Genomic DNA, 24,242 nt, shown 5'->3' on the forward strand with positions numbered 1-24,242 from the left:
CGGTTCCGGGCCGCGGCGTTATGCTTACAAAACCCGATAGCGCACCGCCAACGGATCGTCTTCGCTGACCTTCTGCCCCAGGCCGATCAAGCCCTCTCCTTCCAATTGGATGACATCCCTTCTCAGCAATATGGGTTCTTCGTCCTGCGGTTTCAGAAAGGTGCCGTTGGTGCTCTGATCAATGAGCATGAACCGGTTCCGCTGCAGTTCAATGCGGGCATGCATGCGGGAAACCAGCGGATCGTTGATGATCAGATGATTGGCAACACCCCGGCCCATGGTCAGAATGGGCCGTTCGTGATCCACCAGAATGCGGTTCTGCAGATGCCGAATTTGAAGAAAGTCCTTTTCCGATGTCAGCGATGCAATCATTTCCTCGGTAAAGGAAGTGGACATGGTCATCTGTTCGGGCTTTCCCCAGATCAACTCGTGGATTTCCATGACATCGTCTTTTCCCCGAACCCGCGTCCGATCCACGATCCGTGCCCGACGTTTCAGGGGCAACTTCATTAAGGTGAGTGTGTCTTTATTGGTGATAATCTGATCGCTTTTGGCCAATTCCACCATGCGGGCAGCCACATTCACGGCGTCGCCGAAAACATCGCCGGGTTCACAGATTACCTCTCCGTGATGGAACCCGATTCTCAGATGGATGTTGGCCTGGATCATCTCGGGATCAAAAGAGATCTCTTCATGCATCTGCCTGGCGGTTTCAGCGGCATGATTGGGTGTCGAAAAGGTGCACAGTACTTCGTCGCCAATGGTTTTGATGACGGTTCCATCGTTTTCTCTGACCAGTTCTTTCAGATGGGACAGGCACTTGGAAATCAGTTCTCGGGCCTTGAAATCGCCAAACGTGTCGTACAGACGGGTGCTGCCTGCGATATCGGCAAAAAGAATCGTTTTCTGGTTGGTGGGGAGGGGGGGCATCTCAGGAATCCGCCATACGGATAAAGGTTGATTGGGACCCTGCAGGGTCACCCTTGCATGGCTGTGGCGGGTTGTCAAGGTATTGATCTCCATGACGATTGGGTACGCCAAGTGTCAATGCTTTCCTGCACGACAAGAAATCGATATCATCGATTTGGTAATTTGCGTGCAATAATTGGACTTTGAGTTACTGCTGATGTCACTTTTTTTGTACGGACCGGTTGGCCGTTTTACTTCCTACGTGTGTTCAATCCAAAAAATAATATACGAAAAACAGTTAAAAATTTAATGGGTTGAAGAAAACCTGACATGTTTGTCAGGGCTTCTTGCGCTATATTTGCTGAAGTCTTATTTGCCGAGAGTTTTACCGAACTGCTCGATAACGGCAAGCCCTTCGAAAGAAGGTGACGCAAAGCCACTGGCCTAAATTTTCTATTGTCAGGAAGACAGGGTAGCAGGGCTGCCGAAGGCAAGCGGTTGCATCCTCCGCGGATTCAACAGTTGTCTTAATAAAGAATCTTGGAGGATTGCAGCACGTCAAATCGGTTTTATACTCAGTTTCACGCCCTTGTTTTATTGGCGCTTATCTTAGGTCTGGTTCTTTTCGCTCCCGGTATCAGTTTCTCCGCTGACATCTACACCGTACCCCAGACGGCCGAGGTCAAACGGCACGGGCTATAATCTGGACTGGGATGTCACCTATTACTTTTTTGTGCGGGCATACGCCGGAACCCAGCAAAGCGCCGATTCAGAGGAAGTTTCATACTTTCCCCAATCTCCCGAAACGACGACGTATTCCCTTGTCGCCACAGCAGACCAGCATGGTTCCATTTCACCCGGAAGCACGATAACCGTTGCCGAAGGATCTGAAACCGCAGGGGCTTCTCTTATCTTTCAACTCACGGTCATCGATGCCGGAGGTTTTCAGGTTTCCGGTACCTGCCTGGTTACCGTTGCATGGGTCAACACGCCTCCGTTGGCAGACGCCGGCTCGGATCAGCAGGTCAACATCGGTGATGAGGTTATTCTGGATGGCTCACTGTCGACCGATGCCGATAGCGATCCGTTCATCACTTTTATTTAGAATAACTGCGGTTGGCATGTCGACGGCCAGGGGAAATATCCCTGGCCGTCGTCTTTTTTCAAGAGGTTTTACAGGTGAGGTTTTTCCCGGCTGACTACACCATCTCCATCGCACAGGCCATCGATACCCCCCCACCGCCGCACAACGTGGCCAATCCCAGAGATTTTCCTCTGTTTTTCATGGCGTAGAGCAGGGTCACCATGATCCGGCACCCGGTGGCGCCCACCGGGTGGCCCAGGCCGATGCCCGAGCCGTTGACATTCGTAATTTCCCGGTTCAGGCTCAGGTCACGTTCACAACCGATGTACTGGGCGGCGAAGGCCTCGTTCAGTTCCACGAGGTCGAAGTCGCCGATTTTCATACCATGGCGGTCCATGAGATTTCTAACGGCCGGCACCGGGGAGAGGCCCATTACCGAGGGATGGCAGGCACCGCGGCCCGTGGCGACAATTTTAGCCAAGGGCTGAAGGCCCAGTTCTCTGGCCTTGTCCGCAGACATGATCACCATGGCGGCCGAGCCGTCGTTGATGCCCGAGGAATTGCCGGCGGTAACCTTGCCGATTTTGGGTACGAAGGCCGGGGGCAGTTTTTCCAGCTGTTCCATGGTCAGACCGGGACGGAAATGCTCGTCTCGGGCAAAGATCAGGGGAGCCTTTTTGCGCCGGGGGATTTCCATGGGAACGATCTCGTCTTTAAATGAACCGTCGTCGTTGGCCCGCTCGGCATTGTTCTGGCTTTTCAGCGCCACCTCATCCATTTCTTTGCGGGAAATGTTCATGTGCTGGGCGATGAATTCGGCGGTCTGGCCCATGATGTAAGGCTTGCCCACACACATGCTCAACGGCGGCTGCGTGGCATCCACCGGGCCATCTTCGGGGTGGGGGATGATGTGGGAACCGCAGTGGAGGGCATGAATCATGGCATCCACGAAGACGGTATCCTGTAACCGGCAGCCCCAGCGGGCGTTGGGTACCTGATACGCCACGCCGCTCATGTGCTCGACACCGCCGGCCAGGATCACGTCGGCCATCCCCGCCTGGATCATGGCCATCCCCGAGAGCACCGCCTCCATGCCCGAGATGCATACCCGGTTGATGGTGACGGCGGTCACGGTTTCGGGAATGCCGGCAAGCATCGCCGAAACGCGGGTCACGTTGAGTGCGTCGGCCGGTTCCATGCAGCAGCCGTAGCGCACATCATCGATAATGGCCGGGTCGATGCCGGCTCGTTTAACGGCTTCCTTCATGGTGATGCTGGCGATGGTCGCTGCATTGGAATCTTTGAGGGTCCCACCGAAGGCTCCGATCGCGGTCCGGCAGGCTGATACGATGACGACATCTTTCATGTTCTTCTCCTGGTTAGTCGAGTGGTCTTTTAGGCATCCAGATCCGTTGACGGTCGCTATTCGATAAAACCGTATTTTTCTTTCTTCTATACGCCTCCAAAACCGCGTTCTGTGATTTTCAGTACGGCATCGTCGCCGGCGCGAACGGCAGCCAGTCGTCCGAGCGCGACCGGCAGCACCGCATTGATGAAGTAGCGGGCGCTTTGGATTTGACCGTCGTAGAAGGCGGCGTTTTTATCCTTATCCAGTTTTTCGGCTTTTTTCTCGTCGTCCAGCCCACCCATGATTTTCTCTAATTGGGGTGACGATACCGCCGCTCGCCAAAGCAGCATCCATCCCATGATCACATCCCCCATGGCCATCATGAATGGATGGGCCGATGCGAATGCCGTTTTAAACGATGGGCTCATGGCTTGCTTGCCGATCGCCATGGCCGTTTCTCCCAGCTGGTCGGCGGCCGTTTCCATTGCAACTGACAGCGGTTCGAGAGACCCGATGCCTTTTGCCTTCTGGATGGTCTTCTTCATTTCGCCCATAAAATCCATGAATACCGATCCCTTTTTCATGCCCAGCTTGCGTCCCAGCAAATCCATGGCCTGGATGCCGTCGGTGCCCTCGAAAATGGAGGCAATTTTGCAATCCCGGGCCAGTTGTTCCACCGGGTAGTCCATGGTATAACCGCAGCCGCCGTGCACCTGCATGGCCTCGGTGCACACCTCGAATCCGCGGCTGGCGCAGTAGGCCTTGATCAAGGGGGTGAGCAGGGCGATAAGATCCTCATTGCGCTCCCGCTCCTTCTCATCGGCTGCGCATTCGGCCAGGTCGAAGCAGCGGGCCACATAATAAATGAAGCTCCGCATGCCTTCCACGTGAGCTTTCATCCACAGCAGCATGCGGCGCACGTCGGGATGCCGGATGATGGGTACGGAGGGAGCCTCGGCATTTTTGCCTTCGGCGAGGTCTTTCCCCTGGATGCGCTCCCGGGCAAAGTTCACCGCATACAGGAAAGCGGCTGTAGCATTGCAGAACCCCATGAAACCGACATCCAGCCGTGCCTCGTTCATCATGTGGAACATGATCTTCATGCCTGAATTTTCTTCTCCTAGCAACAGGCCCCGGCAGACCCCTTTACTGCCCATGGACATGGCGCAGGTGGCGCTGCCGTGCAGGCCCATCTTCTCTTCCGTGCCGGTACAGACGATGTCGTTGGTCTCACCCAAACTGCCGTCATCGTTGACCCAGACCTTGGGAACGATGAAGATGGAGATGCCCCGGGTCCCCGCCGGCGCTCCTTCGATACGCGCCAGCACCGGGTGGATGATATTTTCGGTGAGGTCGTGTTCACCGTTGGTGATGTAGATCTTATTGCCGGTGATGGCAAATGTGTCGTCGTCGAGCCGTCTGGCCGAGGTGATCAGGGCACCCACATCCGATCCGGCCTCGGGTTCGGTAAGGTCCATGGTTCCGCCCCACTGGGCGGTGTAGAGTTTCTTCAAAAAGAGGTTTTTCTGTTTGTCGGTGCCGAAAAGTTCGATCATTTTGCCGGTGCCGTGGCCCTCCATGGCATAAATTACCATGGCATAATTGGCCCCGATGAAATATTCGTAGGCGGCACGCATGACCATGTGGGGTAGCCCCTGGCCGCCCACTGCGGGATCTTCTGTGAGGGACGTCCATTCATTGTCGACCATCAACTGGTAGGGGCGGCGAAAGCACTCGGGAACGACGACCTTTCCGTTTTCAAAGATGACGCCGGCCTTGTCCCCCTCCGCGTGTGTGGGCAGAACCTCTTTGATGCCGAAGGCCCGGGCTTCGGTGACCACCATGTCAACCATTTTCTTGTTCAGGTCCCGGTGCTTTTCGGTTTTGAACAACTGCTGGAGATCCAATTGTTCGTAGAGGACAAAATCGATGTCCCGGCGGTCTGCAATCTGCTGTGCCATGTTTCTTTTCTCCTGTTGCTGGATGGGGTTCCCATCGTTTCCCCGCCGGTGGTTTGACGACCTGGCGATGACTTGACGGGTGTAAACGCATGGTTTTTCCCGTCATGGCCCCGTCATTGCCGGCAAACCGGCCCGGAACAACCGGGCCGAGGTTTTCCGCGTTCGTGGAAAAGGGCGAGATGACGGTTGGTTGACGGAAAGGATGTGGCGAACGCCATTTTTGTTAGTATAGGGATGGGGCCTTGTCAAGCAGCGCAGGGCGTGAATTGCAAGTAGTTGTTGAACACGATTCAATGCGGCGGCGATCTATTTTCCCGGGCTCACCCAGGGCGCCGGTGATCCAAAAACCACAAACGGACCCGGGTTGATGGCGCCGCCGCCAATGGGCATATAGCCCATACCGATGAACAGGGCCGGGTTGATCATTCGGAGTTCATCGCGCATCCCGTGGACGATTCCGCCATTGAATGGACTATAGTCAAGATGGAAACTGTCTTTTTCATCGTAAACCGATGTGTCGACACGGGTCTTCATTCTGCGTGCGCGGATGACGGTCCCTTCGCTGCCTTTGTCCATGAACAGATTGTATCCATTGCCGGTCCGGCCATCTTCAGACATGAATCCTTTGCCCATCCACCGTCCCGGTCCGAAGAAATGGTGGGTATAAAAGTTGGCGGCCGGCGCCATGATGCCCACCGAAAGGTTCTTTGCCTTGAATTCACCCTTAAGGTCGGACATGGATGGCGTCGACGCGGCATGGTAGAGTTGTTTCACTTCGGATTTTGACAAGCGTTCAACATCCGCAAGCGTGGCGAGGTGAGGCGCAACGCCGAGAATCTGCTGCATGCTTCGGCCATTCCAGCCACCGATGCCGTTTTGTAAAATATTGATGCCGGTGATCAGGATGTTCAGGAGGACGAGCACCGCGAAGAGGCCAACGGCACGTTTGAGCAGCCAGTGCCTTTTGGGCGCCGGAACGGATAATGAGGCCGGTCGGTTGTCTTTCCTGCCGGTCCATGTGTCGTTGGCACCCCACATCCCCAGGATCTGGTTGAGGTGATCCATGAGGCTGATCGGCAGGAGTGCTTTGGCCAGGGGGGTGAAGATTTTTACGGGTAACGACGGCACCGCCACCATGGCTTTGTTTTTGCGGATGCCTGCAAGGATTTTTGCAGCAACATCCTCAGGGTCGAGCAGTCGGGTGCCGGCTACCATTTTTGAGCCTTCGAACATGCCGGTTCCCACGGTGTTGGGGCAGACCAAGGTAAAATTGATGTTAATTTTCTGTTTTTTCATCTCCTGACGAAGGGCATCGGTGAATCCCACGACACCGAATTTGCTGGCACAATAGGCTGTCAGGTTGGGCAGGGCGAGAATGCCGCCAGCGGAAGCCATATTGACCACGTGACCCTTGTTCCGGGCGATCATGGCCGGCAAAAAGGCTTTGCAGGTCCAGAACTGCGCGGTGAGGTTTACCTGCAGAATTTTCTCAATGGTTTCGTCCGCCAATTGGTTAAGGGGCGCCGGTTTAACGATACCGGCGTTGTTCACCAGGATGGTGACGGACCCCATCTGGGCTTGGATGGTTTTTGCCAGGGAATAGACGGCGTGGCGGTCGGCGATATCGCAGACGTATGGGCGGCAGGTCCCGATTGAAGACAATTCGTCGGCCGTGGATGAAAGGGCTTTTTCATTTACATCCACCAGCGCTACGTCGCATCCGGCCTCCAGCAGTCGACGGCTGACGATTTTCCCCATGCCCATGGCCCCACCGGTCACCACCGCCAACGCTCCGTCCAGTTGCATGTCATTCCCCTTTTTGTTCCATGGTTGGGTCGTCGCTGAGTATCCCCTTCAAGCTCATGGCGGTCCGGATGACGCCGCCGAGGTCCACATCCACCAGATTGTCGAGATTGGATGAGATCGTGGAAAAGGTGTGTTCTTCGACCGCCTGCACCAGATTTTCTCCTTCTGTTGTTATTTCCACGATTCGGCTTCGTTTGTCGCCGTGGCTTTGGCGCCGATTCAACAGGTGGCGTTTTTCCATGCGGTCGATGAGTCGGGTGGCAGTGCTGAGTGGAATTTTCATTTCAACAGCGATAGGGCTCATGGCGGCCGGCCCTTTTCTCCTCAAAAACTGCAACAGATAGATCTGCTCATACGTCAGACCGAATCGCTGCACCTTGACGCGCTCGAAACGGTAGATGGCCTGCAGTGCGCCGAAAAGAATTTCATCCAGATCCTGCCGGGAGATGCCGGTTAACATGATTTTGTCCACGCGTCGGATTGAAGGGAACGATCAAGCTGCAGTCGATTCAGGAACTACCTTGGGTTATTTAATTGCAGATTGCAAGTAAATATTGATTCATTCTATTTAGAAACGTCCGGAAGATAGTGAATCGGGTTTATCACCGGCGCAAAAAATTTGGCATTAAACTATAACTAATTGATAATTTACAAAATTTACAATGGGCACCAATCCGCTAAAGAAGTGAGGGGGGTGGGTGATTCGCAATATGAATTTAATTCGAATTTATAATCAACTTCATATTGCGCTTGACAAGGGCTGATGGATCGTCTACTTGATTGATTCAAGGATTGAACTGAATTCGAATTTATAATCAACTTCAATCAATTCGCAGCTTGTAGCAGGCGCCGCACAAACGCATGCCAGGTGAGGGAGGGACATAGAGAAAATGGATTTCGCATTCACCAGAGAACAGCTCATGTTCAAAAAAGAGGTGCTCCGATTTGCCAAAAAGGAAATCGTTCCCCGGGTTCAGGAGCACGATCTGAAAGAGGCCTTCGATTTCGAATCCTTCCGCAAGATGGGGGATTTCGGTCTGCTGGGGCTTCACTTCCCCACGGAATACGGTGGAGAAGGCGCCGATGTGGTTACCACCGTCCTGGCCGGAGAAGCCTTGGGTGAAGCGGGGGTGGACGGCGGACTGACCCTTGCCTACGGTGCCCACACCTTTTTGTGTGCCGATACGCTGTTTCGTAATGGCACCGAAGCCCAACGCAAATGCTATATCCCCAAACTCGCCTCGGGCGAGTGGATCGGTTGCATGGGCCTGTCCGAGCCGGATGCCGGGTCTGACGTGGCGTCGATGACGACCACGGCTGAAAAACGAGGCGATTCCTATGTGCTCAACGGCACCAAAATGTGGATTACCAACGGCCCCATCGCCGATGTGGCCGTGGTCTATGCCAAGACGAACCTCGAATTGGCTCATGCCGGCATCAGCGCCTTCATCGTCGAAAAGGGCACCCCTGGATTCTCTCCCGGCCCACCCCTGATTAAGATGGGTGTGCGTACCTCCCAGACCAGCGAACTGGTATTCACGGATTGTGAGATCCCTGCTGAAAACCTGCTCGGGAAAGAGGGCGAAGGATTTCTATACGCCATGCAGACCGTGGAATGGGACCGCAGTGCCCTGCTGGCGCCGTTTGTGGGTGTTACCACGTACATGCTGAAAAAGTGTGCCGACTACGCCAAGGGACGGGTTCAGTTCGGCCGGCCCATCGGCGCGTTCCAGGCCATCAAGCACAAGCTGGCCGATATGCGGATTTTCGGGGAGGCCGCACGCACCCTCGTATATCGCATCGCCTGGTGCAAGGACCAGGGGCGCCCCCTCAACCACCTGGAGGCGGCCATTGCCAAGCTGTTTATCGGCGACTGGAGCCTGGCCGTCACCAATGATGCGGTCACCCTGCACGGCGGCTATGGATACACTCATGAATTCGATGTGGAGCGAATTTTCCGGGATACCCGGCTGGCACCCATCGGCGGCGGAACATCTGAGATTCAAAAAATGATCATTTCAAAACTGATTTGAATCGTAAATACGGGATGGCGCTATTTTTCGATTCAGGACGTGGTTTGCCGCATGCGAGGAGAAAATTATGAATTTTGATTTTTCCGAAAAAGAGAAAACGTTTCTCGCCCAGGTCAGCAATACGATGGCGGCCTTTTCAAAAGCGCAAGATCTGGAATCCGGTGATCCGTCGATGATCCGAAACCACCTGACGGATTCCCTGGCCGTGCTCGCTCCCCTGGATTACCTTAAAATCGGACTCTTAAAAGAAGGTGCGCCGCTGTCCGGGACCCTGGCGCTGATGGCCGCCATGGAACAATTGTCCGGGATTGCGCCTTCCATTTTTCTGTCCGTGGAAATGAGCACACGGTTGTTCGGGCGTATCCTGCGCCTGCAGGAACCCGCGGATGACAGGCCTAAAATAGTTGAGAAACTGGCATTGGGAGAAGTCATCGGTGCCGTGGCCCTTTCCGAATCGGCCATGAATGTGGAAAACGACCCGCTGGCCACCATCGGGATCCGTGAGGGCGGTCGAATTGCGGTCAGCGGCGCCAAAAGCTATGTGGTCAACGGACCGATTGCCGACTGGTTCGCCGTGGTTGGGCGTCTCGATGACCAGACAGCCGTTTATCTGATTGAGAAGGAGACACCCGGCCTGACCCTGACCGAACGCATTGAAACCATGGGATACGACGGACTGGCAATCTGCGGCCTGGAACTGGATAGCGTCATGGTACCGGAAAGCCATATCATCGGGCCGATCGAAACCAACCGATGCCTGGACCTGCTGAAGCTGTGGGAGAACCAGATCCTCATCGCCGCCGCCTTGGGCATGATGAAGAGCAGTTTCGAGGCGGCGAGGGACTACGCCAAGAGCCACCGGTCAGGTGGCAAGCCGGTCATCGCCTACCAGGAGGTGGGGTTCAAACTGTCGGAAATGCTCACTCTCTATCAAACGTCTCAGCTTTATGCTTACCGGGCAGCCTGGATGGCCGATGAAGACCCCAAGGAGGCCGGCGTGCTGACTCTGTGTGCCAAGGTGTTCTGCACCGAAGCGGCGGAAAGCGTTGCGGGAAAGGCGCTGCAGATTCTGTCCGGGGAAGGTTACCGGTCGGGCGGTGCGGCCGAACGCGCCTACCGTTGTGCCAAATTCGGACAAATTGCCGGCATCTCGACGGAAATCGCCCGGGTGCGGATCGGCGATGCGGCATTGGGAAGACGTTGACCAGGACTCGAAGAAAAGCGTTTGTGCCGGTTCATTTTTTCGGCTACACAGGTGGTGCGGCACTGGCAGTTCCGGGCAATCATTGCTTCGGTTCATGGTTACTGAACTTCCCTGAAATTTCGGAGAGGAGATGAACAAAAAGAGCAACAAGAAGGAAACGGCGGCGCCTTTATCCAAAAGCGCTCTTCGGCGGCAGCGGGAGCGCGAACAGCGCCTGGAAACCATTTTGAGCGCGGCCCAGAGGCTGTTTGCCATCGACGGCTACCATAAGGCCAGTATGGAGAAGATCGCCGATGCGGCAGAGGTGTCGGTGGGGACGCTTTATTTTTACTTCAAGAATAAAGAAGACCTGCTGGTCAAGCTGCTCAGCCAGATCGGCTTCGATCTTCGCAACATGCTGGGATCGGCCTTTGTCGGCACGGATATCTCCCTGGCCGGGATCCGCGAGGCCGGCAGGATCTTTTTCGACGATTTCTGTCCCAATCATCCGGAGAGCCTCACTATTTTTTTCAGAGAATCGGTAGGGCAGAGCGAGGTGGTGGAAGCCCACCGCAAGAAGATCTTCGACAAGCTAATCGATGACGTCTGCCAGGCCCTGATCCGGGTTAGCGAGAACCAGGGCGCCCGGTTCCAGAGCAACCTGTCGGCGGAGGTTATGGCTACCAGCATCATGGGCATGTTCGAGCGCCTCGCCTACCAATACCTGATCTGGCAGGATCGATCCGCGGATTTGAAGGTTATCGGGCAGGATGCGATAGACTTCATCATCGGTGGCATCGAAAACCTCTTTCGGTAGCGGGCATGCATCTTAAAGGCGCACTGCATGTGCACACCACCTGCTCCGACGGTACCCTGTCCATCGGCCAGACCGTATCCGTGTACGCCGGGCTAGGCTTCGACTTTATAGCCCTGACCGACCACGACTACCTGCTGCGCGGCGGATGCTATGACGAGGTAAAAACGCTCAATACGGAGATGATTGTGTTCACCGGACTGGAACTGACCATTTTTGAGAAGGGCTATCTGCATGTCAACCGCATCGACGGAGACCGTGAAATTCTGCATGTCTTCAACCACCCTGCGGAGCTGGATCTTCCCTTGGCCAAGGCGATTGCGCGCATCAAGGCGGTGGCCGAGCGGTTGCCCATCGATGCGGTGGAAGTCACCACCAAGGGTTTCCGGACCCCTGAATATGAAATCGATGATATTCCGTTTCCCAAAATCGCCACGGACGACGCCCACACCATTCAGGGATGCGGGCGGGCCTGGGTGGAAATGGATTGTGCCCGGGACAAGGACAGCATCATCCGGGCCATAAAAAACAATGCATTCTGGAACTGTTACGCCGGCTGACAACCGGCGGCATAAACCGGGAGGCCGCGTGAGCCGAAGCAGGCTGGATGCCGGTGTCGCAACCCATCCACCCCTTCTTTGAAACGGATCATACCCTTCTCCCGAAAAAAGTTATCTATCCGGGAATATCGGAGCAAGGAGCCGTTTGCCAATTGAGCGCCTAAGGTTCCTTAACTCCACCATTTTTCACTTCCACGAATCTATCTTTCAAGGAGGATCGCGGTTATGGCAAGACGAGTGGGCATTTGTGCGGTGGGTCAAACCACCTATGAACCGGACAAATGGAACGAGCGGTTCCAGGGCATGGCCCTGGAGGTGCTCGAATCGATCCAGGCGCAAACCGGCGTCGATTTTTCCGAAAACAGGGGCATCGGCATGTCCATCAACGTGTCGGACGACATCTTCGATGCCCGCACTATTTCGGACAACGCGATGACCGATGTCCTCGGTGCTCATTTCGGGTGTGAGGAGAAGGTTGCCCAGGAGGGCATTCAGGCCATTTACTACGGCCTTGCCGCCATCCAGTCGGGCCACGTGGATGTGGTCCTGATTGTGGGGCATTGCAAGGAGTCCCAATGCCAAAGCCGCAACATGGTGACCCATGTCGCCTTCGACCCCTTCTACACCCGGCCGGTGGGGCTTGATTTTTGTGCGGCTGCCGGGCTCCAGGCCCAGGCTTACATGGACCAGTCGGGCATCACTGAGGAACAGTTGGCAGCCGTGGTGGTCCGATCCCGCGAGAATGCGCTGAAAAACGATCGGCTGCCTGCGGTTGAGGCGGTTACGGCCGAAGAAGTCATGAATTCTCCCATGTTGGCCGATCCGATCCGCCAGCTTCACGCCTACCCGGTTTCCGACGGTGCCGTGGGTATGTTGCTGGTGGCTGAGGATCGCGTCAAGGAGTTTACCGATACACCGGTGTGGATCACCGGTGTGGGCAACTGCATGGATTCTTTTTTCCTGGGAGACCGGGACCTGGCATCCAATTTCGCCCTTAAGGAAGCGGCCAGGCGGGCCTACCGGCGGGCCGGCATCGCCGACCCGAAAACCGCTTTTGATGTGGTGGAAGTATCGGATTTTTACGCCTACCAGCAGCCCATGTGGATCGAAGGCTTGGGGCTCTGCGATGCCGGCACCGGCGGTCTTGCCGCCAGTGTCGGGAGCGCGGGCAGGACGGTGATCAATCCTTCCGGAGGCACACTGGCCGGCAATCCCTTGATTCTGGGAGGATTGGTGCGGGCGGCGGAAGCCTCTTTGCAGCTTATGGGAAAGGCCAATGGCCATCAGGTGGACAATGTTGCTACGGCCCTGGCCCACGGCATGATGGGGCCGGCGGGACAGTTCCATTCAGTCGTCACCCTGGCACGGGATTAAAGGAGGAAACCCATGCAAAAAAATAGAAATGTCGGCATTATCGGCGTCGGACAATCGGTTTACTCCAGTCATCGCGAAGAGGTCAACCAGCCGGAAATGATTCAGGAAGCGGTGGTCGAAGCACTGGAAAGTGCCGGTATCACATTGGATGATGTGGATTGTATCGTTCACGGTAATATGGAGTTGTTTGAAATGGTCCACCAGCCGGATCTGTGGCACACGCTGGGCACCGGTGCCTACGGTAAGGAGAGCCTGCGGGTGACCACCGGCGGCACTACCGGTGCGACCCTGGTGTGCGCGGCGGATCATCTGGTGGCGTCCGGCATGCATGATGTGGTGATGGCCATCGGCTTTGAAAAGCTTCAGGAGGGGCATACCACCGGCGGGATCACCAACATGGCCGATCCCCTGTGGGGCCGACAGCTTCAGACCGGTGCCCTCACCGGGATGACTGCCGCCCAGATGATCGATGAATTCGGTGAGGAGCGGGCCAAAAAGGTGGCCATGAAATATCGCATAATCATGGACAAGCATGCCATGAAAAACGATAAAGCCCACCGGCGACTGGGCCTGGAGTTCGACCAGGCGGACGATTTGGCGGCCAATTCGCCGGCTCTGGTAGGCGAACTTCGCATGATTCACATGTGTTCCCAGAGCGACGGCGCCTGCGTCATGATTTTCGCCTCGGAGGAGAAAGCGAAACAGTTATGCGATCAGCCCGCCTGGATCAAGGACCACGTCACCGCCCACCGGGAGGAGATGTTCTGCATCTTCGGCGACGCGCCGGTGCTGAGCACCCACCGTTATGCGGCCCGGAAATTGTTCGAACGCTGTGGTATCGGCAATCCCCGTGAGGAGATCGACCTGTTCGAGATGTACGACCCGTCCAGCTGGTGGGGCTCGGATTGGCTGAGGGAATTTCTCCTGCTGGAGGGCGACGAACACCTGAAGATGATCGAAAACGACGAAATCGCCATGGACGGTGCCTTTCCGGTGAACCCGTCCGGCGGCGTGACCGCGTCCAATCCCATCGGCGCCACCGCCATGGTGCGCGTGGCCGAGGCGGCCCTGCAGATCATGGGAAAAGCGGGCACGCACCAGGTTCCCAAGACGGTGAACCAGGCCCTGGCCTCGGGATTTGGCGGCACCATGTGGACGGTGCTGACGCTGCTGACGCGGCATGTTCCCTGGTAGCGCTGATGACAGCAAACTGAGGTCGGAAGACCGAAGACGGAAGTCGGAATTTAAATGATTGATCAACCATTAGTGCAACCCATGTGGAGGATACCATGAACCTGGGTACATATCTGGACACGGCCGTGCAGCGATACACGGACCACCCTTATCTCCAGTTTTATGATCAGACGGTAACCTATGCCGAGTTTGGCAGACAGGTGAACATCCTGGCCAATGCCTTGAAACGCCAGGGGTTTGAAAAGGGGGACTTCATTCACGTGCTCGTGCAAAACAGCCCCCAGACGCTGGTGGCCTATTTCGCCATCCAGAAGATCGGCGCCGTGGCCGGGCCGGTGAACGGCTGGTGGAAAGCACCGGAGGTGCAGTATCTGCTTAATGACTCCAAAGGACGGGGACTGATTGTCGAGGACCAGTACCTGCCCATTCTGGATGAGATCAAGGCCAATTGCCCCCACCTGGAGAAAGTCATCGAGGTGGGCGACAATCCGCGATCCGAGCACATCGATTTCGCTGCGCTTCTGGCTGAAGGTGACGAATCGCCCGTGACCTGTGACGGTGACGCCGATGACACGGCCTACATTTTCTACACCTCCGGTACCACCGGTAATCCAAAGGGCGTTTTGCTGTCCCATAAAAACGTCCTGGCCGACGTGGACGGGGTGACCCGGGCGCTCAGCCTGGAAGAGAACATGACCGCCCTGATTTTTTTGCCCCTGTTTCACGTCAACGCCATGCTTTCGTGCACCTTTGCATTGGGCATCGGGTTGCAGATCGTTCTGCGGCGGCAGTTTTCCGCCAGCGAATTCTGGGAGGTGGTGGACCGCTACAAGGTCAACTTCTGGTCGGCCGTACCGGCGGTTTACCAGATCCTGCTTTCCGACCCGACCCGTCAGAAGTACGACCTGAGCAGTTTGCAGTTCGGCATCTGCGGGGCGGCGCCGCTGACCGAAGAGACCATGAAGAATTTTCAGAAGACGTTCGGCATTCCCATTGTGGAAGGTTACGGACTCACCGAGGCCACCTGCGTGAGCACCCTCAACCCCCGGGACGGGGAGAGAAAGACCGGCTCCATCGGCCTGCCGCTTCCCGGACAGAATATTAAGATTCTGGACGAGAATGGCAGTGAATGCCCACGAGGAAATGCAGGAGAAATATGCATCGGCGGTGATGCGGTCATGAAGGGGTATTTCAACCGTCCTGAAGAGACGGCCGACACCATCGTCGACGGATACCTGCATACCGGTGACGTTGGTGTAATGGACGACGACGGCTACATATTCATTGTCGACCGCATCAAGGACATGATTATCCGTGGTGGGGAGAATATCTACCCCAAGGAGATCGACAACCTGCTGGCCACCCATCCCATGATCCAGGAGGCGGCTACGGTGGGAGTCCCGGACGACACCATGGGTGAAGAAGTTAAAGTGTTTATCATCTCCCTGGACGATGATCTGACCGAGGCGGAGGTGATCGAATTCTGCGAGAAAAACCTGGCCCGGTTCAAGGTGCCCAAATATGTGGAGATTATCGAAGACGATTTTCCGCGCAGCCCCATCGGCAAAGTGCTGAAAAAAGAGTTGCGCGAATGGGGCCTGACACCAAGGCCGACAAAGGACAAAGGTCCGCAGGTCACCGTGGCAGATATTTTCGGAACCATGGAATCGCGGGTCAACCCCGACGGGGTGGCCGGCGTCACTGCCAACTACGGCTATATCATCACCGGCAGCGGCGGTGGGGAGTGGACCGTATGCGTGGCCGACGGCAAGGTAGCGGTCAAGGCGGGGCTGCACGACCCGCAGGTGACCACCACCTGCAGCGCCAAGGACTGGATTGCCATCACGCTGGGCAAGCTGGACGGCATGACCGCCTTCTCCTCGGGTAAGCTCAAAGTCGAAGGAGAGATGGGCCTGCTGGTCAAGGCAGCCCAGTTTTTTAAAAAATATCAGCCTCCAGCACCGGCACCACAGGTCACGGTAGCGGATATTTTCGGAACCATGGAATCGCGGGTCAACCCCGACGGGGTGGCCGGCGTCACTGCCAACTACGGCTATATCATCACCGGCAGCGGCGGTGGGGAGTGGACCGTATGCGTGGCCGACGGCAAGGTAGCGGTCAAGGCGGGGCTGCACGACCCGCAGGTGACCACCACCTGCAGCGCCAAGGACTGGATTGCCATCACGCTGGGCAAGCTGGACGGCATGACCGCCTTCTCCTCGGGTAAGCTCAAAGTCGAAGGAGAGATGGGCCTGCTGGTCAAGGCAGCCCAGTTCTTCAAAAAATACACCCCGCCCGGTCCCGCCGGTCAGGAAGAGAAGAAGGAAGAGCTGCTCCGGCTTAACCAGGTCCTTTCCATCCCTCAGCGCTTTGCCACCGGTCCGGTAATGGGAAAATTTCTTAGGGCCTTCAAAAAGAAGAAAATCCTGGCCAACAAATGCCCCAGTTGCGGGCGGCTTCAGCTTCCCCCCAGAGAAGTCTGCGCCGAGTGCAAGGTTCGCGCGGAAGAATGGGTGGAGGTGGGGCCGGGAGGCGTCATCGCCACCCCGGACATCACCTATTATGCCAGCCCGGACCCCTTGACCGGCGAAAGTCGGGAAACGCCCTATATCTCGGCTCATTTTCTCCTGGATGGGTGCAAGGGCCATGAAACCCTGTGGCACGAGCTGGTAACCGACGATTTCTCCAAGGTTAAACGCGGCGTCCGGGTGCGTCCGGTATGGAACGAAAAGCGTATCGGTGCCATCACGGACATCAAGTATTTCGAGATTGTGGAGTGACGGGGGAGGATTGATCCTTCGGGAAAAAAATTAAAAATACTAAAAAATTCAAAGAATGCAAGGGGTCGAGGGGTCTAGGATTCAAGGGTATCGAAGAGATGTTAGGTGAACATTCAAAAGATATCACTTGACCTTTTGCATCCTCGAACCCTGGAACCCTTCTTTAAAAAGGAGACAACATGGATGCTAAACACGCAGACAGCTTCGTGGTGGATGGGAAGCTGGCCCTTCCCTACCAGTATTTTGCCGGCAGGACAGGCAGCCGGTTTATCACGACCATCAGGGATAAAAAGAAAATCATGGGGCTCAAATGCGACCGCTGCGGCAAAGTATTCGTGCCGCCTCGTTCCACCTGCGAGCGCTGTTTCGTCGATATTTCCGATAACTGGGTGGAGGTGAAAAATACGGGAACGGTGACCGGCTTTACGGTTATTCGCTACGAGGAACCTCACCAGCCCTTCGACCCGCCGTATGTCCAGGCCCTGATCCTGTTGGACGGCGCCGACACGCCGCTGGTCCACATCGTCAAAGGAATTCCCGTCAGCCAGATGCAAAAGGGCCTGCGAGTCAAGGCGGTGTTTGCCAAAAAGACCACGGCTACCATCATGGACATCGACCATTTCCGGCCCGATATGAAAGATGACGTCAAACTGGGATACACCTACGAGGAGTTGGAGATCGGCATGACCGCCTCATTTACCAAGACCATCACCGAGACGGACGTTTACCTGTTTGCAGGTATCTCAGGTGATTTCAACCCTATGCATATGAACGAGGAATTTGCCAAAAAGACGCCCTTCGGTACCCGCATCGCCCACGGGGCGCTGCCTCAATGCCTCTGCGCACCGGTGCTGGGCATGAAGCTGCCGGGTCTGGGTACGGTGGCCTTGGAGATCACCACCCGCTTCAAGGCGCCCACCTACTTCGGTGACACCATCACCTGTACCGGCGAGATCATCGAAAAACTGGAAGATCGCAAATGGGTGCGCATGTCCCTAACCTGGACCAACCAGGAGGACAAGCTGGTGGCCGAGGGGAAGGCGCTGGTGATGCCACCTCGTCCTTAACAAAAATGCCTTTTGGCCCAATATCTTTGTTGGATCCGGAATCCAAATCCTCGACATACTCCAGTATGCCTGCGGTTTGAATCCCGAATCTGCCTCGATCTTGAACCAAAATTCTATATTTTGAATTGTTTAGTCGGATAAAATAGCTAATTGGAGAAAATCCATGGGCATAAAATATTCAACCCGGGCCGACTGTCAGCAGTATTTCACCAAAGCCCACGACATGGTGCGCCGCTCGGTCAAGGAATTCGTCGACAAAGAGGTCAAACCCTTTATCGACGAGTGGGAAGAGGCGGGCACTTTTCCTAGGGAGATTTACAAGAAGGCCGGGGATGTCGGCATTCTGGGCATCGGCTATCCTGACGAGTGCGGCGGCACCCCTGGTGACATTTTTTTCACCATCGCCGCCAGCGAGGAATTGATGCGTTCGGGCTCCGGAGGGTTCGTGGCCGGCCTGGGATCGTTGAACATCGCCCTGCCGCCCATCCTCCGCCGCGGGAGCGAGGAGCAGAAAAAAAAATTCGTCAATCCGGTGGTTGCCGGCGACCGCATTGCGGCCTTGGCCATCACCGAGCCCGGTGGCGGGTCGGATGTTTCCAACCTGGCCACCACGGCGGTTCGCGACGGTGACCATTATATCGTCAACGGCAGCAAGACCTTTATCACCAGCGGTACCCGGGCCGACCAGATCACCTGTGCCGTGCGCACCGGAGATCCCGGCGCCCAAGGCATCAGCATGCTGGTGATTGAGTCCGACACTCCGGGTTATTCCGTCTCCACTCCGCTCAAGAAAACCGGTTGGTGGGCATCGGACACCGCGGAAATCTTCTTTGATGACTGCCGGGTGCCGGTAAGCAATCTGATCGGTGAAGAGAACCAGGGGTTCTATGCCATCATGGAGAACTTTCAGGGAGAGCGGTTATCATTGGCCATAATGGCATACATGACCGCCCAGATGGCGTTCGAAGAGGCCCAGGCCTACGCCAAGGAACGCAAGGCCTTCGGCAAAACACTGACCGGTTTCCAGATTACCCGCCACAAGCTGGTGGATATGGCCACCCTGGTGGAGGTCGCCAAAGAGTACACCTGGCGGGTGGCTGCCAGGATCGATGCCGGCATCGACCAGATCAAAGCGGTCTCCATGGCCAAAAATTTCGCCTGCAGCGTCAGCGACCGGGTGACCTACGATGCGGTCCAGCTGTTCGGCGGCTACGGATACATGCGCGGACAGCTGGTGGAGCGGCTCTATCGGGACAACCGTATCCTGTCTATCGGCGGGGGGACGACGGAGATAATGAAGGAGATTATCTCAAAGTTGATGTAATAGGGGATCTGGGTATTCAGGAATTCGGCGAATGGGAATTGAGAAGATTAAAAATAACAATGCCCAAAAAGTAAATGCAAAATAAATCCCAATAATCCAAATTCCAAACCTTGGCGCTTCGTTTTTGTTTGGCATTTAGATATTATTATTTGGAATTTATTTGAGATTTGTTGCTTGGAATTTGGAACTTCCGGTTTATCCGGAAGGGGAAACAGGAGAATAGACCGACATGGCACTGGAACTGGCTGAACGCAGGGACGTGGATTTTGTTCTTTACGAGCAATTGGGACTGGATAAATTGATCAAACATGATCGCTTCCGGGAGTTCAACAAAAAGGCCCTGGACCTGATCATCACCGAGGCCCGCACACTGGCCGTCAAGGAACTGCTTCCCGCCAACGTTCCCGGGGATCGTGAAGGCTGCGCCTTCGAAGGCGGTTCGGTAAAAGTGCCCGAGGCCTATCGACGGATTTACGATCTTTATCGCGCGGGCGACTGGATCGCCCTGGCGGATGATCCGGAATCGGGCGGTCAGGGACTGCCGGTTACCGCGGCATCCGCCGTTCACGAGTATTTTAATGGCGCAAACACCTCCTTTTGCATGTATCCGGGGCTGTGCCACGGGGCCGGCAAGCTGGTGGAACTGTTCGGCACCGACGAACAGAAGAAATTGTACCTCGGGAAGATGTACTCCGGTCAGTGGGGCGGCTCCATGCTGCTCACCGAACCCGAGGCCGGCAGCGACGTGGGCAGCCTGACCACCTCGGCGCAAAAGAACGGCGACGGCACCTGGTCGATTAATGGCAGCAAGATCTTCATCACTGGCGGCGAACAGGATCTGACGGAGAACATCATTCATCCGGTGCTGGCGCGCATCGAGGGGGCGCCGGCCGGAACCAAGGGGATCTCGCTGTTTCTGGTTCCCAAGATCCGGGTCAATGCCGACGGCAGCCTGGGCGAAACCAACGATGTGGTCTGCACCGGTATCGAGGAGAAGTTGGGCATCCACGGCAGCGCCACCTGTTCGCTCACCTTGGGCGGCAGAGGCCAGTGCATCGGTATCCTGCTGGGTGAGGAGAACAAGGGCATGCGGGTCATGTTTCACATGATGAACGAGGCCCGGTTGGGGGTGGGCATCCAGGGATTTGCCATGGCCAGCGCGGCATTCTCCTTTGCCCTCAATTACGCCCGGGAGCGCAAACAGGGCAAAAACCTGCTGCAGATGATGAATCCCGACGCGCAATCGGTTCCCATCATCCAGCACCCGGATGTGCGACGCATGCTTATGTGGATGAAGTCATACGTAGAAGGCATGCGCAGCTTCGTCTACTACCTAGGCAGCTGCTTCGACCGGGTGGCCATCGCCGGGGACGACGCCGAACGGGACCGCTGGCAGGGGTTGATTGAAATGCTCACCCCCGTGGTCAAGGCCTATTGCACGGACAAGGCTTTCGAGGTGTGCAACCAGGCGGTTCAGATCTACGGCGGGTATGGCTACACGATGGAGTACCCGGTGGAGCAGTACCTGCGGGACTGCAAAATCACGAGCATCTACGAAGGCACCAACGGGATCCAGGCCATGGATCTGCTGGGGCGCAAACTGGGGATGAAGCAGGGTAAATATTTCCTGGCCTTGCTGGGTGAGATGCAGAAAACGGTCGCAGCGGCCAAAGGGATCGAATCGCTGGCAACGATGGCCCAGAAGGTGGAAAAGGCTGTGAACCGACTGGGCGAAACCGCCATGACGCTGGGTACCACGGCCATGAGTCCCAAGGTGATGACGGCGTTTGCCTTTGCCCAACCGCTGCTGGAAGTCACCGGCGATGTCATCATGGGATGGATGCATCTGTGGCGAGCAGTTGCCGCCGTGCCCGGCCTGGAAAAGCATGCCGGCAGCCTCGACCCGGCCGTCAGGAAAGAGAAGGTGGAGAAGAACAAACACGCCGCCTTTTACGAGGGTAAGCTCCGGGTGGCTGAATTTTATATCTACACCCTGCTCCCCACGGCCATGGGAAAAATGGACGCCATCAGCGGCACCTGCGACGCGGCCATGGAAATGCCGGAAAAATCTTTCGGGAACTAGATACCGAAAGATTTAATTCCGAATTGGGGGATTAAGGGACTAAGTGGTTACTGGGTGTGGCGTCAAGCTGGGGCCCCATTCCTCAATTTCTTAATTCCGAAATCCCTGAATCCGGAATGCAGTTTTTTTTCTCAGACTTCTTATTTCCGACCTCAGTCTTCCGATTTTTTATACGCGTCGCGCATTTCTCGTTTGAGCATTTTTCCGGCCACATTGCGCGGAAACGACTCCATGACGACCACATCGCGGATGCGCTGAAATTTGGCGTCCACCCGGCTGTTGGTCCATTCGATCAGGGCTTGCGGCGTTATCGTGGCCCCGGGCATGGGCACCACCGTGGCAACCGGCACCTCGCCCCATTTGTCGTCGGGAACGCCGATCACGGCCACCTCGCTGACGTCAGGATGGCGGATGACGATCTCTTCGATGTCCTTGGGGTAAACGTTCACGCCGCCGGAAATGATCATGTCCTTGATCCGGTCGACGAGAAACAGGAATCCGTCTTCATCCACGTAGCCGGCATCTCCGGTGTGCAGCCATCCGTCGATGATCGCTTTCTCGGTCAGGTCCGGCCGCTTGTAGTAGCCGGGCATCATCATCGGGCTTTTCCCGCAGATTTCGCCGATATCGCCGGGTTTACATTCCCTGCCATCGGCGTCGAGGATGCGCATTTCCATAAACGGTGCCGGGACGCCCACGGAGCCCACCTTGCGTATGGCGTCATGCTTGTCAAGCACGGTCATGAATCCTTCGGTAAGTCCATACAGTTCGTAGAAACGCCCGGGCAGAGTTTCGTTGAGGCGATGCTTGTACTCAAGGAGCAGCGGTGCGCCCACGTTATGGATCATTTCCAGGGAGGCCAACCTGGCCGGGTTATAGGCCGGGCTGTTGAGGATGGCGACGATTTGGGCCGGCACCATTACCACGTGGGTTACTTTCTCTTTCTCGATGGCGGTGATGAATGCTTCCGGATCGAATTTCTCGTGGAGAATGTAGGTGGCGCCTAAAAACATCCAGGGCATCAGGTCCAGCATGGCGCCGTTGAAAACGATGGCGCCGGCGTGGAGGCACACGCTTTCGGGGGTCATGCGCCAAGAGGCGGCGAAGATGGTGCAGTACATGGCGCGGACATAGTGAGTGTGAACGATGCCCTTGGGTGCGCCGGTGGTGCCGCTGGAGTACATGATGTTGTACATGTCGTGGTCATGGATGGGAACCTCGGGCGGGTTTTCCTCGCTCGCAGAATCCACGAATTCGTCGTAGCTGATGAATCCGTCGCGGCGGTCGTCCGGCTCCACCAGCACGTATCGATCCTTTTCAATGGCCGGCAGGTCCGGGCGGATGCGGTCCAGGACATCGGCAAAGGAGCCATCGGCAACCACCAGGGCGGTGTCGGAGTTTTTCAGCAGGGTGGTGAGCCCGCCCTCGTTGAGCATGGTGCTGCTCGGCACGATGATCATTCCGGTCTTGGCGGCGGCCCAATAGGCGGCCATGAGCTGGGTACAGTTGGGCAGGACCGTGGCGAACTTGTCCCCCTTGACCAGTCCGCAGGCCAAGAGGGCATTGGCCAGCTTGTTCACGTAGGCGTTAAAAGCCTTGTAGGTGAACCGGTTGCCTCCGCAGACAAAGGCGAGATGCCCGGGGCGATAGCGCGCATGGTGGGGTAATAGGCTGCCGATGTTCATCGAGACTTCCCTTTCGTTGCCAGAAGGTAAAAAAGAGAAACAAGCACAGCCTGGTTTTCGCCCATATCCTGGAAAAAATCAACAGCAGGGAGGATCAATTTATAACCCGACCCATTGGATAGTCCATGCTACCGGCCTTTGATCAACTCAAATGGCTTGCCTTCATCATTACCGATCCACTTCACTGCGCCGGTCGCCGTATCGATCACGAAGAGGTCCGGGAAATTGCCCCTGACTATCGCGGTTAGCCGATATCTGCCGATCTGGGCGGTCCTGTAGATAAACGGCGTGGCCCCGGTCAACAGCAGGAGTGCGAGGACCATTGAAATACCAAACAAGGTGAAAATAAGTTTTTGGCTGGCGTCTTTGCTTTTTATGTCAAGTCCTTTGTCGGTATCGGTTGTTGGCGAAAAACGTTAACGCAGGTTTTTATTCACGGAGGAAAATTCATCGGCTACTTTTCCAGCTCATCCCTGATCGCTATTGCCTTCTAAAGCTGCTGCAGGACACTCGCCACTACCTGGTCCGGTGTCACACCGGCGGTGGAGACGGTGATATCGGCGAAGTGTTCATAGAGGGCACGACGCTCCACATATAGCCTGTCGAGGGTCTGCCCGGGCATTCTCAGCACGCCCCGCTCGTCCAGGTTGCCCAGTCTTTCTTTAAGCGCCTCCAGGCCGATCTTGAGATAGACTGCCGGCCCCAATGAACGGAGGTGGGCCATGGCCTTCTCACTGTAAACGGCGCTGCCGCCGGTGGCTACAACCCCGCAGTCCGACACTACGGAGAGCAGATAGCTTTCCTCGATGCGGCGGAATCCGTTTATCCCGTGTTTGGCAATGGTCTCTTGAAGAAAGCAACCCTCGCCCGTCTGCATCAGGATATCCGTATCTAAAAAGGATACGCCCAGACGCTTGGCCAGGAGTACGCCGATGGTGCTTTTGCCCGCCCCGGGCATGCCGATGAGGATCAGGTTCTGTTTTTTCTCCATTGACCGCCCATCATTCAAGGATTTTCCAGTCGGATCCGTTGAAACT

Annotated in this window: 19 protein-coding genes and 1 riboswitch; of the genes, 11 read left to right on the plus strand and 8 right to left on the minus strand. The window is 56.1% G+C overall.

All coding sequences use genetic code 11. The features are described 5' to 3' along the window. Positions 1-24: 24 nt before the first annotated feature. Positions 25-1,041, minus strand: a complete 1,017-nt coding sequence (locus ACHZBS_RS14810; protein ID WP_319407292.1) for an adenylate/guanylate cyclase domain-containing protein — start codon at positions 1,039-1,041, stop codon at positions 25-27. 263 nt (positions 1,042-1,304) lie between these two features. Continuing rightward, positions 1,305-1,398: riboswitch (cyclic di-GMP riboswitch) on the plus strand. Between the two features lie 244 nt (positions 1,399-1,642). On the opposite strand from ACHZBS_RS14810, the gene ACHZBS_RS14815 reads away from it, so the two are divergent. Further along, complete coding sequence (locus ACHZBS_RS14815; protein WP_319407293.1) at positions 1,643-2,014, plus strand: hypothetical protein; 372 nt, start codon at positions 1,643-1,645, stop codon at positions 2,012-2,014. A gap of 94 nt (positions 2,015-2,108) precedes the next feature. Here the strand turns inward: ACHZBS_RS14815 and ACHZBS_RS14820 are convergent, their stop codons facing one another. From ACHZBS_RS14820 to ACHZBS_RS14835, 4 genes are all read right to left on the minus strand, one after another. Continuing rightward, positions 2,109-3,359, minus strand: coding sequence for an acetyl-CoA C-acyltransferase (locus ACHZBS_RS14820; protein ID WP_319407294.1), 1,251 nt, complete (start codon positions 3,357-3,359; stop codon positions 2,109-2,111). Between the two features lie 86 nt (positions 3,360-3,445). Next, positions 3,446-5,302 (minus strand): acyl-CoA dehydrogenase, encoded by a 1,857-nt coding sequence (locus tag ACHZBS_RS14825; protein ID WP_319407295.1) that lies wholly within the window; start codon positions 5,300-5,302, stop codon positions 3,446-3,448. Between the two features lie 306 nt (positions 5,303-5,608). Further along, complete coding sequence (locus ACHZBS_RS14830; RefSeq protein ID WP_319407296.1) at positions 5,609-7,108, minus strand: SDR family oxidoreductase; 1,500 nt, start codon at positions 7,106-7,108, stop codon at positions 5,609-5,611. A gap of 1 nt (position 7,109) precedes the next feature. Then, a complete protein-coding gene (locus tag ACHZBS_RS14835) occupies positions 7,110-7,568 on the minus strand; it encodes a MarR family transcriptional regulator (protein ID WP_319407297.1) in 459 nt (152 codons plus the stop codon). Between the two features lie 430 nt (positions 7,569-7,998). Between ACHZBS_RS14835 and ACHZBS_RS14840 the strand changes: the two genes are divergently transcribed. From ACHZBS_RS14840 to ACHZBS_RS14885, 10 genes are all read left to right on the plus strand, one after another. Next, positions 7,999-9,141, plus strand: coding sequence for an acyl-CoA dehydrogenase family protein (locus tag ACHZBS_RS14840; protein ID WP_319407298.1), 1,143 nt, complete (start codon positions 7,999-8,001; stop codon positions 9,139-9,141). A 67-nt stretch (positions 9,142-9,208) separates the two neighbouring features. Then, positions 9,209-10,345, plus strand: a complete 1,137-nt coding sequence (locus ACHZBS_RS14845; protein WP_319407299.1) for an acyl-CoA dehydrogenase — start codon at positions 9,209-9,211, stop codon at positions 10,343-10,345. A 130-nt stretch (positions 10,346-10,475) separates the two neighbouring features. Beyond that, positions 10,476-11,141 (plus strand): TetR/AcrR family transcriptional regulator, encoded by a 666-nt coding sequence (locus ACHZBS_RS14850; protein WP_319407300.1) that lies wholly within the window; start codon positions 10,476-10,478, stop codon positions 11,139-11,141. A 5-nt stretch (positions 11,142-11,146) separates the two neighbouring features. Further along, entirely contained in the window at positions 11,147-11,698 is a 552-nt protein-coding gene (locus ACHZBS_RS14855) for a hypothetical protein (RefSeq protein ID WP_319407301.1), read from the plus strand. Positions 11,699-11,923: 225 nt separating this feature from the next. Beyond that, the gene (locus ACHZBS_RS14860; protein WP_319407302.1) at positions 11,924-13,072 is read left to right on the plus strand and encodes a hypothetical protein; all 1,149 of its coding nucleotides are present in this window, start codon (positions 11,924-11,926) and stop codon (positions 13,070-13,072) included. A 12-nt stretch (positions 13,073-13,084) separates the two neighbouring features. Further along, entirely contained in the window at positions 13,085-14,266 is a 1,182-nt protein-coding gene (locus ACHZBS_RS14865; RefSeq protein ID WP_319407303.1) for a thiolase family protein, read from the plus strand. A gap of 95 nt (positions 14,267-14,361) precedes the next feature. Beyond that, complete coding sequence (locus ACHZBS_RS14870; RefSeq protein WP_319407304.1) at positions 14,362-17,046, plus strand: long-chain-fatty-acid--CoA ligase; 2,685 nt, start codon at positions 14,362-14,364, stop codon at positions 17,044-17,046. A 179-nt stretch (positions 17,047-17,225) separates the two neighbouring features. After that, positions 17,226-18,113: a MaoC/PaaZ C-terminal domain-containing protein gene (locus ACHZBS_RS14875; protein WP_319407305.1), complete on the plus strand. Its 888-nt coding sequence runs from the start codon at positions 17,226-17,228 to the stop codon at positions 18,111-18,113. A 163-nt stretch (positions 18,114-18,276) separates the two neighbouring features. Further along, positions 18,277-19,437 (plus strand): acyl-CoA dehydrogenase family protein, encoded by a 1,161-nt coding sequence (locus tag ACHZBS_RS14880; RefSeq protein ID WP_319407306.1) that lies wholly within the window; start codon positions 18,277-18,279, stop codon positions 19,435-19,437. A gap of 229 nt (positions 19,438-19,666) precedes the next feature. Continuing rightward, positions 19,667-21,520, plus strand: a complete 1,854-nt coding sequence (locus ACHZBS_RS14885; protein WP_319407307.1) for an acyl-CoA dehydrogenase — start codon at positions 19,667-19,669, stop codon at positions 21,518-21,520. 152 nt (positions 21,521-21,672) lie between these two features. On the opposite strand, the gene ACHZBS_RS14890 is transcribed toward ACHZBS_RS14885, so the two are convergent. The 3 genes from ACHZBS_RS14890 to ACHZBS_RS14900 form a co-directional block, all read right to left on the minus strand. Then, positions 21,673-23,205, minus strand: a complete 1,533-nt coding sequence (locus tag ACHZBS_RS14890; RefSeq protein ID WP_319407308.1) for an AMP-binding protein — start codon at positions 23,203-23,205, stop codon at positions 21,673-21,675. A 128-nt stretch (positions 23,206-23,333) separates the two neighbouring features. Further along, the gene (locus ACHZBS_RS14895) at positions 23,334-23,528 is read right to left on the minus strand and encodes a hypothetical protein (RefSeq protein ID WP_319407309.1); all 195 of its coding nucleotides are present in this window, start codon (positions 23,526-23,528) and stop codon (positions 23,334-23,336) included. Between the two features lie 167 nt (positions 23,529-23,695). Next, a complete protein-coding gene (locus ACHZBS_RS14900; RefSeq protein WP_319407310.1) occupies positions 23,696-24,196 on the minus strand; it encodes a shikimate kinase in 501 nt (166 codons plus the stop codon). Between the last annotated feature and the right edge of the window lie 46 nt (positions 24,197-24,242).

The organism is uncultured Desulfosarcina sp., from assembly GCF_963664155.2.
GTDB lineage: Bacteria > Desulfobacterota > Desulfobacteria > Desulfobacterales > Desulfosarcinaceae > Desulfosarcina.

Bases quoted from the DNA above. Each gene is read 5' to 3' on its own strand.
- ACHZBS_RS14895 (WP_319407309.1), bottom strand. From the start codon at position 23,528: ATGGTCCTCGCACTCCTGCTGTTGACCGGGGCCACGCCGTTTATCTAC.
- ACHZBS_RS14885 (WP_319407307.1), top strand. From the start codon at position 19,667: ATGGCACTGGAACTGGCTGAACGCAGGGACGTGGATTTTGTTCTTTAC.
- ACHZBS_RS14880 (WP_319407306.1), top strand. From the start codon at position 18,277: ATGGGCATAAAATATTCAACCCGGGCCGACTGTCAGCAGTATTTCACC.
- ACHZBS_RS14830 (WP_319407296.1), bottom strand. From the start codon at position 7,108: ATGCAACTGGACGGAGCGTTGGCGGTGGTGACCGGTGGGGCCATGGGC.
- ACHZBS_RS14845 (WP_319407299.1), top strand. From the start codon at position 9,209: ATGAATTTTGATTTTTCCGAAAAAGAGAAAACGTTTCTCGCCCAGGTC.
- ACHZBS_RS14825 (WP_319407295.1), bottom strand. From the start codon at position 5,302: ATGGCACAGCAGATTGCAGACCGCCGGGACATCGATTTTGTCCTCTAC.
- ACHZBS_RS14890 (WP_319407308.1), bottom strand. From the start codon at position 23,205: ATGAACATCGGCAGCCTATTACCCCACCATGCGCGCTATCGCCCCGGG.
- ACHZBS_RS14860 (WP_319407302.1), top strand. From the start codon at position 11,924: ATGGCAAGACGAGTGGGCATTTGTGCGGTGGGTCAAACCACCTATGAA.
- ACHZBS_RS14855 (WP_319407301.1), top strand. From the start codon at position 11,147: ATGCATCTTAAAGGCGCACTGCATGTGCACACCACCTGCTCCGACGGT.
- ACHZBS_RS14875 (WP_319407305.1), top strand. From the start codon at position 17,226: ATGGATGCTAAACACGCAGACAGCTTCGTGGTGGATGGGAAGCTGGCC.
- ACHZBS_RS14870 (WP_319407304.1), top strand. From the start codon at position 14,362: ATGAACCTGGGTACATATCTGGACACGGCCGTGCAGCGATACACGGAC.
- ACHZBS_RS14835 (WP_319407297.1), bottom strand. From the start codon at position 7,568: ATGTTAACCGGCATCTCCCGGCAGGATCTGGATGAAATTCTTTTCGGC.
- ACHZBS_RS14900 (WP_319407310.1), bottom strand. From the start codon at position 24,196: ATGGAGAAAAAACAGAACCTGATCCTCATCGGCATGCCCGGGGCGGGC.
- ACHZBS_RS14820 (WP_319407294.1), bottom strand. From the start codon at position 3,359: ATGAAAGATGTCGTCATCGTATCAGCCTGCCGGACCGCGATCGGAGCC.
- ACHZBS_RS14850 (WP_319407300.1), top strand. From the start codon at position 10,476: ATGAACAAAAAGAGCAACAAGAAGGAAACGGCGGCGCCTTTATCCAAA.
- ACHZBS_RS14865 (WP_319407303.1), top strand. From the start codon at position 13,085: ATGCAAAAAAATAGAAATGTCGGCATTATCGGCGTCGGACAATCGGTT.
- ACHZBS_RS14840 (WP_319407298.1), top strand. From the start codon at position 7,999: ATGGATTTCGCATTCACCAGAGAACAGCTCATGTTCAAAAAAGAGGTG.